Below are 12,211 nucleotides of genomic sequence, written 5' to 3'. Positions count from 1 at the left end.
CGAAACTCGCCTCTCTTACCAAAATCAAAGTCTATCGTTTAGCACTGTACTCACAGTCCTAGCCAATACATTTTGACCAACATTCATAATTAAAAAGGTTCGTTTATGAATAAGTTAGTTGTTCTAGGTAGCGTTAACGCCGACCACGTTCTTCAGGTTGCTTCTTTCCCTCGTCCGGGCGAAACGTTACACGGTCACAGTTATTGTGTTATTCCTGGTGGCAAAGGGGCCAATCAGGCGGTAGCTGCGGCACGTCTAGGTGCTGATATTGCCTTCATTGCCAGCGTTGGTGATGACAGTTTTGGCCACACCATGCTTGAAACATTTGCCAACGAAGGCATCAATACCGAAGCGGTGATGGTTGAAGAAAACATACCGACCGGTATTGCGATGATTCAGGTAGCTGCAACCGGCGAAAATAGCATCTGTATTTCTGCCGAAGCCAATGGCTGCTTAACCCCGGCACGCATTGAACCACATCATAAACTGATCGCTGACGCTGATACTTTGTTAATGCAGTTGGAAACTCCGATTGAAACAATCGAAGCAGCCGCGCAAGTTGCCAAGTCAGCGGGAACACGGGTTGTGCTTAATCCGGCCCCTGCTCAGCCATTATCAGATGACTTATTGCAACTTGTCGATATGATAACGCCAAATGAAACGGAAGCAGAATTGTTAACCGGCATCAAAGTAACGGATATGGCATCAGCTCAACTAGCAGCAGATGCGTTGCATGCTAAGGGTATCGAACTTGTTATGATCACTCTGGGAAGCCAGGGTGTATGGGTCAGCCAGAATGGTAATGGCCAGCAGGTAGAAGGCTTCAGGGTTGAAGCAACAGATACCACTGGCGCTGGCGACACATTTAACGGTGCTTTACTGACAGGTCTGCAGGAAGGCCGTAAGCTGGATGAAGCTATTCGCTTTGCTCATGCAGCTGCTGCGATTTCGGTCACACGTATGGGGGCTCAGACCTCTATTCCACATCGTAGTGAAGTAAAACGCTTTCTCATTGAGCATAGCTAATATAATCTGATCCGCAGTTTACCTGCATGGATCATGTAAACTGCAAACAGAAAATAAATCAGGGAGAAATTGATGGCGACTATCAAAGACGTTGCAAAACATGCTGGAGTTTCTACCTCTACTGTCAGCCACGTGCTCAACAAAACGCGTTTTGTGAGTGAAGATATTTCACAGCGTGTTCTGGCTGCAGTCGAAACACTTAATTATGCCCCTTCTGCCCTTGCTCGTAGTTTAAAAGTAAACCACACCCGTACCTTTGGCATGCTGGTAACCACGTCAACCAATCCATTCTTTGGTGAAGTCGTCAAAGGCGTTGAACGTCGTTGCTATGAGCATGGTTATAACTTGATCCTGTGCAACACCGAAGGCGATCTGGAACGGATGCATTCCAACCTCGATACCTTGCTGCAAAAGCGTGTCGATGGCCTGTTACTGATGTGTAGCGAAGTCGAAGGCCAGGCTTTTGATCTCTTTTCTCGTCACCAGCCCGTTCCGACCGTAGTCATGGACTGGGGGCCAATGGACTTTCCAAGCGATAAAATTCAGGACAATTCCCACCACGGCGGCTATCTGGCCACCCGTCATTTAATCGCTAAGGGTCATAAAGAAATTGGCTGCCTGACAGGCCCGCTAGACAAACTATCTGCGCAGCAGCGTTTATCCGGTTTTATTCAGGCAATGGAAGAGTCAGGCCTGACGATTAATAAAAACTGGATCATATCAGGAAAATTCGAATGTGAAGGCGGTGAAAAAGCGTTTGAAGAGCTTTACTCAAAAGGGCCACTTCCGTCTGCGCTATTTGTTTGTAATGACATGATGGCTATGGGAGTTATTAATACTGCCAACAAAAAAGGCATCTCGGTACCAGATGATATTTCTATTGTCGGATATGATGATATCAAACTGGCGAAGTATATTACGCCGTCACTAACCACGATCCACCAGCCGAAACATCGTTTAGGGCAACAAGCGGTAGATACATTGCTAGATAAAATTAAAACCAAACGTGTATCAAACCAGGTCATTCAACTTGAACCCACCTTGGTTGAACGTGACAGTGTGAAGACTGTAAGCTGAAAATATTCTTCCTTAAATAAATAACAGAAGCCCGCGATGCGGGCTTTTTTACACTTGTCATCAAACCGCTGACAAAGCTCTGATTGGTTAATCGATTACCAGATTACAGGTATAAAAAAGCCGGGCATTAAGCCCGGCTTTTCAGATAACAAGTGATTATGCGTTGTTGCTACTCTCACCGCCAGTACGGCGAGGACTGTCACTGTTACCGTGATTACGCTCACCACGGTGACTACCACGGCTGTCACCGCCACGGTTGCGATCGAAACGACGACCACCATTGCCACCTTCACGATTACCTTCGCGGTTACCACGGTAGCCACCGCGGTTACCGTCACGGTTGCCGTCACGGTTGCCGCCACGAGGGTTATGCTCACGCAGAACTTCGCCTTCAACAACAACAGCTTTCGCTTCGTTTTGACGAATGCGTAGTTTCTTAAGCTGAGTAGCAACTTCTGCCGTCATTTTCTTAGGAAGCTGAACATAAGTGTGGCTAGGTGCAAGTTTGATAGCACCGATAAATTCTTTAGTCAGGCCAAGTTCGTTTGCGATAGCGCCAACGATATCTTTAACCTGAACACCTTGTTCACGGCCAACTTGAAGCTGGTAAGTATCCCAGTCAGCATTGTTGTAAGAACGACGCTCACCGCGTTCGCCACCACGACTACCGCGATCACCGCGATCACCGCGATCACCGCGATCACCGCGATCATCATTGCCACGACGCTCACGGCGTTTTTGTTCACGATCGATAGCAGCGATCATTGGGTCCGGACCTTTGTAGAACAGAGGACGGTTACCCTGCTGGCGCTGAAGAAGCATAGCAGCAAGTGTTGCAGCATCAACATCAATCGTTTCTTGTAGCTTGCCAACTAGCTCAACAAAAGCTTCAAGCGTTGCTTGTTCTTTCTGTGTTTCTAGCTCTTGACCAAGACGAGTCAAGCGAGCTGCAGCAACGGCATCACGGTTAGGAAGTTGGATTTCTTCCATGCGAGACTTAGTTACACGCTCGATAGTGCGAAGCATACGGACCTGGTTGGTACGAACCAACAGGATCGCTTTACCAGAACGGCCTGCACGACCAGTACGACCGATACGGTGGATGTAAGATTCTACATCGAACGGAATATCGTAGTTGAATACGTGGGTAATACGAGCTACATCAAGACCACGAGCAACAACGTCAGTTGCAACTAGTACGTCGATAACGCCACGTTTGATGTGATCAACAGTACGCTCACGCAGAGACTGAGGAATATCACCGTGTAGTGCTGCAGCCTTGCAACCACGAGAAGATAACCAGTCAGCCAGACGCTCAGTATCCTGACGAGTACGAACGAATACGATTGACGCATCGATGTTCTCTTCAGTTTCGAGCATACGAATCATTGCTTCGTCTTTCTCTACACCTTTAACTACCCAGAACTGCTGCTCTACCTGAGCAACCGTACGGTTATCGCCAGCAACGTCAATGCGCTCTGGGTTACGTAGGAAACGGTCAACAATTTGCTTAACGATTGGAGGCATAGTTGCCGAGAACAATACGCGTTGTGCAGATGCAGGAGCTTGCTCCATGATCCAAGTAACGTCATCAACGAAGCCCATTTTCAACATTTCGTCAGCTTCATCCAGTACAAACGTACTAACTTCATCAAGGTGCAGACGATCACGTGAAATAAGGTCTTTAACACGACCCGGAGTACCAACAACAATGTGAGCACCATTTTTAAGTGCACGCATTTGATCAACGATAGAAGCACCACCGTAGATCTCTAAAACTTTAAGTCCCTTGATATTTTGACCAAGAACTTTGATTTCTGCAGCAACCTGAATCGCCAGCTCACGTGTTGGAGCCATAACGATAGCCTGAGGCTTATGCTGAGAAAGGTCTACTTTGTTCAGAACAGGTAGTGAAAACGCAGCCGTTTTACCAGTACCAGTCTGTGCCTTACCAAGTGCATCTGCACCTGTAAGTAGTAGAGGAATAGACGCCGCCTGGATAGGCGTAGGCGCAACGAAGCCCATTGAGTCAAGTGCGGAAAGTAGTGTGTCGGCCAGATCTAACTGGCGAAATTCTGTAACAGATTCTAGCATTGGGATCCCAATAAATAATCTAACGTAAAACGGGGCCCCTTCTGCTTTAAGAGTTCTGCAACAGCAACCACAAGCATGGGCCTCGACGATATGAGGCGCGCATTGTGAGCCATTACTCGATAAAATGCCAGAAAAAGTTGAAGGCTGTCACAAATTAACATTCAAACCACTACTTATTGAACAATAAGTATGTAGGTTAAACACTTTGTGCCCTAAATCTTGGACATATTGGTACTATCCCATTGAATAAGCAGCCCTCTTCCGCTTTCTTTAGCCAAATATAGCGCTTCATCAGCAGCCGAAATTAATTTCTTTGGATGATTATCACCATCAGGCGTCAATGTCTGGCTTCCTATACTAATTGTCACCCTCCCAGGTGGTGACGCACGATGCTCCAGCGCCAGCTCAGAAATAGCCAACAACATTTCTTCGGCGATGAACGCCGCTTGTGCTGAATTAATCGCAATCATCGCGTTCCAACCAATACCGACCTGATTGGTTCCATAATATAGAGGGGCATTTTCTTTAACCACGACATGATCTTTGTGGCTGAGGGCTTCATTCACTAACGGATGATCGGGTATCGGGCTGGTAAAGTCTGAACGTTGTACCAGATTTCCTAGCGGATCTGTTCCATAGGTCCCCTTCATTTCATTCTTTATAAAATCAGTGAGGAAGATTGCCATGCGATCAATACCGAGCTGTTTTCGGCCAAGGTACACCGCTGTGCGGTACAACTCATCAAGGCCCGGTGCTTTTGCTAAAGCCAGCGTTACTTCATGAAAATTACGTAATAAACTCAGATATGCATTGATGGAGTGATCTTTCGCTAACAGCTCAGCTTCGACACTACGACGGGTCAGGTTGTGATGGATGACTTCTTCGCGAAGTACGCGGGCACTAATATCAGAAGAAAGCAGCACTAACAGTTTTTCAACATATTCAAAGTTCGCTTCAAAATGCTTCGCTTCTAGTGTTTCTGCATATATATAGCCGACATTCCGATCATGCATCTGGATCGGCAGTACTAACTGACACCAGCGCTCCATATTTGCCTGCCGTGCCAACAAATCGACTAGCTGATTGAACTCATCCTTTAAACAGACCGTCATAACATTTCCCCAGAGCCAACTGAACTTTATCTTATTAATATGTTTATTGACTCGGTGATAACAGCAATCTGAAAATATCCCCCCCCCAAATCTTGGTTTTACAGCCCCAAATACGTATAGTGTCTCGGTTCACAATCTGAGACCAGGCATAATGTTTCAAGATAATCCGCTGCTAGCACAGCTTAAAAAACAAATTCAAGAAACCCTTCCTAAAAAGGAAGGTAACGTAAAGGCAACTGACCGTGGTTTTGGCTTTCTAGAGACAGACAATAAAGAAAGCTTTTTCATCCCGCCTGCCTATATGAAAAATGTCATGCACGGTGACCGTGTTGTTGCTGTTATTCGTACAGAAAAAGAGCGAGAAGTTGCAGAACCTCAAGAACTGGTAGAGCAAAACCTGACACGTTTTATTGGCCGAGTTAAATTGATCCGTGATCGTCTTCACGTCGTCCCTGATCATCCTCAGCTAAAAGATGCTATTAAAGCGCGTCCGGTAAAGGGACTTAACCCAGAGAGCCTTAAAGAAAGTGACTGGGTTGTCGCTAACCTGAATAGCCATCCACTTGGTGACGATAAGCCCTCTAACAAAAACAAAACGTTTTTCTGTGAAGTCAAAGAAAAAATCACTGACAGCAACGATAAAATTGCGCCATGGTGGGTAACGCTTGCCCGTCATGAACTGCCTAACGCCGAACCTGCGCCGCAAGAAAGCTGGAGCATGTTGGAAGAAGGCTTAGAACGTCAGGACTTAACCGAGCTTCCATTCATTACTATCGATGGTGAATCGACCAAAGATATGGATGACGCCCTTTACACGGTTAAAAGAGACGATGGCAGCTTTGAGATCACCATTGCGATTGCTGATCCAACCTCTTACATTGCTGTTGGCGACAAGATGGACGATGAAGCCCGTCAACGTGGTTTTACTATCTACTTGCCAGGTCGCAACATCCCAATGTTGCCACGTGAGTTAAGTGATGAGCTTTGTTCATTGATCGAAAATGAAAAACGCCCTGTTATTTGTTGTCGAGTGAGCATTGATAAAGACGGTGTCATTCAAGATGATATTGCATTTTTTGCAGCATGGATTAGATCACAGGCACGATTGGCCTATGACAACGTTTCTGATCTGATTGAAAACGGTCAATGTGATAACTGGGTACCAAACGACGTTATCGCAGCACAAATCGATGCGCTGCATGGTTTTGCCAACGCGCGTAGTGAGTGGCGTACTAACACTGCCGTTGTCTTCCCGGATCGTCCCGATTACCGTTTTGAGCTAAGTGAAGATAACGATGTAATTGCGATTCATACGGATCCTCGCCGTACGGCCAACCGTATGATTGAAGAAGCGATGATCACAGCCAATATCTGTGCTGGTCGTGTACTTAAAGAAAAATTCGGTACCGGTGTGTTCAACTACCACAACGGCTTTCATCCCGAGAAACTCGATACCGCGATGAATTTCTTAACCGAAGCCGAAGCGCCATTTGAAAAAGACCAGCTGACGACATTAGAAGGCTTCAGTGCCCTGCGTCGCTGGTTAAATGATCTGGACTCAACTTACCTGGACAACCGTCTACGTAAATTCCAGGCCTATAGTGAAGTTGGTAATCAACCTTCCCCGCACTATGCAATGGGCCTTGATGTCTACGCAACCTGGACGTCACCAATCCGTAAGTACGGCGATATGATCAACCACCGTCTGCTTAAAGCGGTGATTTCAGGTAATGAACCTACGCAAAAGCCAGATGATACAGTTGGTGAAGAGATCGCTAATCACCGCCGTAGCCACCGTATGGCAGAGCGTAATGTCGCTGATTGGTTGTATGTTCGCCTGCTAAAAAATTCAGTAAAAGAAGAAACCATCTTCAACGGTGAAATCTTCGATATAAACCGTGCAGGTATACGCATTCGCTTACTTGAGATTGGTGCTTCGGCATTTATCCCTGCATCGCTTATCGTTGATAACAAGCAACGCATCGTGTGTAATAGTGAATTAGGTACCGTCACTATCGATACGGTAAAAGAATACCAGCTTGGTGATACGTTTGAAGTTAAATTAGCTGAGGTTCGTGCAGCGACTCGTCAGCTTGTTGCTAAACCGGTTCAACAGTTCCCGGCTCCAGCTGAAACTGCAGAGAAAAGTACTGAAGAAGAAAACGCATAAGCTGTAGCTTCTTTAATTCGGTACAAAGGGTCAGTCACGTACTGACCCTTTTTATATCCAAAATACAGCGCACAGCGCGTATCTTGAAGTAGTTTGGCGATAGCAATACTATAAAATAATTAATATAAAGATAAGAGTCAGCCATGTCGCAAGTCACAAAAGATGTTCAACAATGGTTAGAAGATGTCGTTATTGGGCTTAACTTATGCCCTTTTGCAGCAAAGCCTAACCGTAACAACCAGATCAAGATTCAGGTGTGTGAAGAAACCTCAGAGGAGGTAGTGCTTGAAGCTATCTATCAAGAGCTGATGTTGCTCGATCAAACCCCGGCGGACGAATTGGAAACCACGCTAGTTGTTGCACCCAACCTGTTTGAGGAATTTGATGACTACAACCAATTTCTTGATTTGGTCGAAGGGCTACTGATCCAAATAAGAAAGGAAGGGATTTATCAGATTGCCAGCTTCCACCCTGACTATTGTTTCTACGGTGCTGAACCTGACGATGCCGAAAACCTGACCAACCGTTCGCCATATCCTATTTTCCATCTAATCCGTGAGGAAAGTATGGAAAAAGTATTAAAGCACTACCCGGATCCTGAGGGTATCCCTGAACGCAATATCGAATGTATTCAGAACCTGACGGCAGATCAGAAACGAAAATTGTTTCCTTATCTTATAAAGTAATCCCATTTACTGACGATATTCCTATACTCAGACCACCTCAAGATACGAGAACTCTGCATTTTGATCTGGTTTGGGTATACAATGTTAGTAACTCCCTTTTTTGCTTAGGAAAAAGCTAAAAAATAGTCATAATTCTAACTATTGCTTTTGTGTTGACTGTTTAGCTAAGGGGATTACCGCTGTTTCGTTATACTATGGCCCTGAATAAGGGAATTATTTGAATGCCATCACTTTCATTTGCCGTTTTTAGAAGCGCTGGATTTCGATTTGGGTCGCCATTGCTGATCTCAATTCTGATGATATTTGCATTAGAAGGGCTTACTGCCGTCTTAGCCTCATACCAAGACTTGCTCCTGACCCTGCCTTATATTTTATTTTCTTTAGTTGTCCTTCTAAGCCAACCGTTTAATCAGGGCAGAACAGGGTTAGTCGCGCTTCTCATGATGGTGGCTTACTACATCATACAAACCTATTTACAAGAACCATTGTCGAATGACTCAACCAAACTCATCTTTATCATACTGGCTAGCTTACTGCCTCTGAATTTACTACAGATCCACATCATGCCAGATAAACGGCTATGGTCCCGATTCGGTGTTTACTTCATCCTGTTTATTGCATTGCAAATCGCATGGGCCGCTCTTGTTGTCGATCACTTCGCCAATACAACACTTACCTGGTTATGGGAGACTTACCTTTACACCATACCCACGTTTTCCCCCTTACCCTTAATGCTCATTTTATTGGCGTTTTCGTTGACCTGCAGCAGTGCGGCAACCATTCTGAAACGTAACTTCGGTTCTGATCAAACCGTCTATATCAGTTTACTTTTTTCAAGTTTGGCTTTTGTCCTGTTTCAGTACGCTTTTATTTCCAGCACCGCTTTTTCACTGGCCGCAACGCTACTGTTACTCAACATTATTACCTGTAGCCACGAATTAGCCTTTGTTGATCAGTTAACAAACATTCCCGGTCGGCGCGCATTAGAAACAGAGCTCAAAAACCTGGGAAGAACCTATACCCTGGCAATGCTGGATATTGACCATTTCAAAAAATTCAATGATAACCACGGCCATAAAGTCGGTGATGATGTATTAAAACTTGTGGCTAAAATCATGCAGCAAACAAAAGGCGGGGCCCAGATCTTCCGCTACGGCGGTGAAGAATTTACTATTTTGTTTAAAGGTAAAGAAGCCAGCCAATGCCAGGATTACCTTGAACAATTGCGTATGGCTATTGCTAAGTATGATCTTATCATCCGCGTTCAGAATGATCGCCCGAAAAATGATGAGAAAGGGACTGAGTTACGACAACAAGACCAGAAGAATAAATCTGTGCATATCACGGTAAGTATTGGTTTAGCTGATAGTTTTCCCGACCATAACCCTGAAAACGTCCTGAAAGCAGCAGATGAAGCGCTATATAAGGCAAAAAATTCAGGACGAAACCGAGTTGCTCGCTAATAACCGCTGGGGGACAGAATTGTGTATTTAATTAAACAGGCCCTCGTTAGTTATTACTACCGGTATTTTGAAAAAACGATCCGGTAACTGACCCGCTCGAATATTCACCTGAACCGATGGGTAAAGCAGTTTAGGCACATCTAACTTACTGTCTCGATCTACCCTGAAGCTGATAAAGTCCTCTTTTTGCACACTTTGATTAATGTGAATATTCTCAGCCTTACTTTCTGCAACCGTGGTCAAGTATGCCAGCTCTCTACCGCCAGGCTGATAGTCATGGCAAATCCATAACTTGGTCTGATCAGGTAAGCTATACAGTCTCATGATACTGTCATAAAGCACCCCTGCATCACCGCCAGGAAAGTCACACCGGGCCGAGCCAAAGTCCGGCATAAATAATGTGTCTCCGACAAAAGCATTCCCCTGAACAAGATAAGTAACACTGTCGCAGGTATGCCCGGGGGTAGTAAGAACTTGGCCTGTTAACGAGCCAAAAGCGAAAGACTCATTGTCCTCAAATAGGTGATCAAAGCCATCATGGCCTTCGATCAATTCTTCGTCAGATATAGCCAACGTATCTTTGAATGCTTTCTGCACTTCAATGATCCCTTCTCCTATTGCAATCTTGCCACCCAGTTTATTTTTCAAGTAGCTTGCCGCTGATAAATGGTCTGCATGAGCATGCGTTTCCAATATCCAATCCAACGTCAGATCATTTTCCTTGATAAAGACCACTTGCTGATCAGCAAAGTGCGTTTCAACCTTTCCTGAGTTAGCTGCAAAATCCAGTACACTATCAATCACAATTGCATGGCCACCAACTCGATCAAACACAACATAACTCAGTGTCGACGTACTCTGATGATAAAAAGCTTTAATTTGGGCAGTCATGAAATGAACCTCTTGAAACGGAGATAGGATTTATGAACTTAAGACAATGTTTCGTATCGCAAACCTATCTTATTTATCTGATTTAATTAAAAAAATTATAAAACAACAACCGTCAGGATGATTATTGTAATCCGTTAAGTTTAGATCAAAAGAGGATCAGAGGAATGGTCAGGCAGATACAAAAAACCCGGCGATATCGCCGGGTTTCGGTTACCAATAAAACTTATCCTTCGAAGGGTAAGTCCAGCTATGCAGCAACGCCAATATTAAGTTAAGCATAGGGTTCTTAACAGATCGGCGACCAAACCATTGTTAAGATCTATACTCGGGAGTGACTCACCCTAAGTGAAAAGGCGAGTCTTATCATTATTATTGTTCATTGAACTAATCGTAATCTGACAACGTTTAACGCTCAATTACCATTAGTTATCTATCTTCAGATTATAGTGGCTAAAGATCGTAGCGACTAAATACATCAACAGGATGATATCCATGCAGTCGCTAAAACAAACCATAACACCATCATCCTGTATGAGCATCATCATATCAGGCTGGGGAATATTTTTGAACTTATAAATAACTATAGCCAACCACTTAAAGATGCGGTGTTCAGCGAGAATTCAACTTTACCTTTTCACATTATCAAGCAATATCTTCATCACTGTATTATGTGATTATGCGTAACGATTTTTTACTATAAAGAAAATATGACGTTCGTATTTAAAGGATAAAAAAGCTCGCCTTATTTGAATAAGACGAGCTTTTCTGTTTTGACTTAAATGGAGATTAAAGCGCCTTAGCCTTTAACACCACCCGCTGTTAAGCCACCGACCAGGAACTTCTGTGCTAGAAGGAATACTATCGTGATAGGTATTGCTGATAGTACTGCTGCCGCCGCAAAATCGCCCCATAGATAGTTCTGAGGGTATAGATATTGCTGCATACCTACTGCTAAAGTGTAATTATTCACATCCGTTAATAACAACGATGCCACTGGAACTTCTCCTACCACACCGATGAACGACAGGATGAAAACAACAGCTAGAATTGGCACTGATAATGGGAGCAGAACAAAGCGGAATGCTTGCCACGGTGTTGCACCATCAAGTGCAGCGGCTTCTTCAAGTGAAACATCAATCGTTTCGAAGTAACCTTTAATGGTCCATACGTGCAGTGCGATGCCCCCCAAGTAAGCAAAGATCAAACCACCATGCGTATTCAGCCCCAAAAATGGAATGTATTGGCCTAAACGGTCAAATAATGCATATAGAGCAGCCAATGCGAGTACTGCAGGGAACATTTGGAAAATCATCATCCCCTTTAGAATTGTGCTCTTACCTTTAAAACGTAAGCGCGCAAAGGCATAAGCACTGGTTGTTGATAATGTAACAATGAGAATTGATGTAATACCTGCAACTTTTATCGTGTTCCATAGCCATAGTAAAACAGGAAATGGTGGTGGCGTTATACTGCCATCATTATTAGTAACAGCAAATCCGAGAGCTAAACGCCAGTGATCCAATGTTGGATGACTTGGAATTATCTCACCACCAGCGAAGTTACCTTCACGCAATGAAATTGCAATAATCATTAACAGCGGAAAGATAATCATTGATAAGAAAATACACAAGCCGATATGTGTTGCCCAAACTCGATATTTCAAAGACTTCGATTGAACCATAGCCATAACGT

The 12,211-nt window shown here is 44.4% G+C and carries 9 protein-coding genes; 5 read left to right on the top strand and 4 right to left on the bottom strand.

Features of this window, described 5'->3' with window-relative positions; all coding sequences use genetic code 11:
• Positions 1-105: 105 nt before the first annotated feature.
• Entirely contained in the window at positions 106-1,026 is a 921-nt protein-coding gene (gene rbsK, locus L4D76_RS11820; protein WP_428441103.1) for a ribokinase, read from the top strand.
• 72 nt (positions 1,027-1,098) lie between these two features.
• Positions 1,099-2,103 carry a substrate-binding domain-containing protein gene (locus L4D76_RS11815; protein WP_428441102.1) on the top strand — a complete coding sequence of 335 codons (1,005 nt, stop codon included), beginning with the start codon at positions 1,099-1,101 and terminating at the stop codon, positions 2,101-2,103.
• 156 nt (positions 2,104-2,259) lie between these two features.
• Here the strand turns inward: L4D76_RS11815 and L4D76_RS11810 are convergent, their stop codons facing one another.
• The gene (locus tag L4D76_RS11810; protein WP_428441101.1) at positions 2,260-4,197 is read right to left on the bottom strand and encodes a DEAD/DEAH box helicase; all 1,938 of its coding nucleotides are present in this window, start codon (positions 4,195-4,197) and stop codon (positions 2,260-2,262) included.
• A 212-nt stretch (positions 4,198-4,409) separates the two neighbouring features.
• Positions 4,410-5,309, bottom strand: a complete 900-nt coding sequence (locus L4D76_RS11805) for a diguanylate cyclase domain-containing protein (protein ID WP_428441100.1) — start codon at positions 5,307-5,309, stop codon at positions 4,410-4,412.
• A gap of 151 nt (positions 5,310-5,460) precedes the next feature.
• Here L4D76_RS11805 and L4D76_RS11800 point away from each other — a divergent pair, with 151 nt between their 5' ends.
• The 3 genes from L4D76_RS11800 (at position 5,461) to L4D76_RS11790 (ending at position 9,628) form a co-directional block, all read left to right on the top strand.
• Positions 5,461-7,479, top strand: a complete 2,019-nt coding sequence (locus tag L4D76_RS11800; RefSeq protein WP_428441099.1) for an exoribonuclease II — start codon at positions 5,461-5,463, stop codon at positions 7,477-7,479.
• A 143-nt stretch (positions 7,480-7,622) separates the two neighbouring features.
• Positions 7,623-8,165 carry a DUF1415 domain-containing protein gene (locus L4D76_RS11795; RefSeq protein WP_428441098.1) on the top strand — a complete coding sequence of 181 codons (543 nt, stop codon included), beginning with the start codon at positions 7,623-7,625 and terminating at the stop codon, positions 8,163-8,165.
• Positions 8,166-8,386: 221 nt separating this feature from the next.
• Positions 8,387-9,628, top strand: a complete 1,242-nt coding sequence (locus L4D76_RS11790) for a GGDEF domain-containing protein (protein ID WP_428441097.1) — start codon at positions 8,387-8,389, stop codon at positions 9,626-9,628.
• A gap of 27 nt (positions 9,629-9,655) precedes the next feature.
• Here L4D76_RS11790 and L4D76_RS11785 read toward each other — a convergent pair whose 3' ends face one another.
• Positions 9,656-10,519 carry an MBL fold metallo-hydrolase gene (locus L4D76_RS11785; protein WP_428441096.1) on the bottom strand — a complete coding sequence of 288 codons (864 nt, stop codon included), beginning with the start codon at positions 10,517-10,519 and terminating at the stop codon, positions 9,656-9,658.
• 796 nt (positions 10,520-11,315) lie between these two features.
• Positions 11,316-12,206, bottom strand: a complete 891-nt coding sequence (gene malG / locus L4D76_RS11780; protein ID WP_428441095.1) for a maltose ABC transporter permease MalG — start codon at positions 12,204-12,206, stop codon at positions 11,316-11,318.
• Between the last annotated feature and the right edge of the window lie 5 nt (positions 12,207-12,211).

Source organism: Photobacterium sagamiensis, from assembly GCF_050337085.1.
GTDB lineage: Bacteria > Pseudomonadota > Gammaproteobacteria > Enterobacterales > Vibrionaceae > Photobacterium > Photobacterium sagamiensis.
Note: the sequence above shows the minus strand (reverse complement) of the source record. Positions and strands in the feature narration are given on the sequence as shown.

Excerpts from the sequence above, each read along its gene's own strand:
- L4D76_RS11795 (WP_428441098.1), top strand. The coding sequence starts at position 7,623 with ATGTCGCAAGTCACAAAAGATGTTCAACAATGGTTAGAAGATGTCGTT.
- L4D76_RS11790 (WP_428441097.1), top strand. The coding sequence starts at position 8,387 with ATGCCATCACTTTCATTTGCCGTTTTTAGAAGCGCTGGATTTCGATTT.
- L4D76_RS11800 (WP_428441099.1), top strand. The coding sequence starts at position 5,461 with ATGTTTCAAGATAATCCGCTGCTAGCACAGCTTAAAAAACAAATTCAA.
- rbsK (WP_428441103.1), top strand. The coding sequence starts at position 106 with ATGAATAAGTTAGTTGTTCTAGGTAGCGTTAACGCCGACCACGTTCTT.
- L4D76_RS11815 (WP_428441102.1), top strand. The coding sequence starts at position 1,099 with ATGGCGACTATCAAAGACGTTGCAAAACATGCTGGAGTTTCTACCTCT.
- L4D76_RS11785 (WP_428441096.1), bottom strand. The coding sequence starts at position 10,519 with ATGACTGCCCAAATTAAAGCTTTTTATCATCAGAGTACGTCGACACTG.
- L4D76_RS11810 (WP_428441101.1), bottom strand. The coding sequence starts at position 4,197 with ATGCTAGAATCTGTTACAGAATTTCGCCAGTTAGATCTGGCCGACACA.
- malG (WP_428441095.1), bottom strand. The coding sequence starts at position 12,206 with ATGGCTATGGTTCAATCGAAGTCTTTGAAATATCGAGTTTGGGCAACA.
- L4D76_RS11805 (WP_428441100.1), bottom strand. The coding sequence starts at position 5,309 with ATGACGGTCTGTTTAAAGGATGAGTTCAATCAGCTAGTCGATTTGTTG.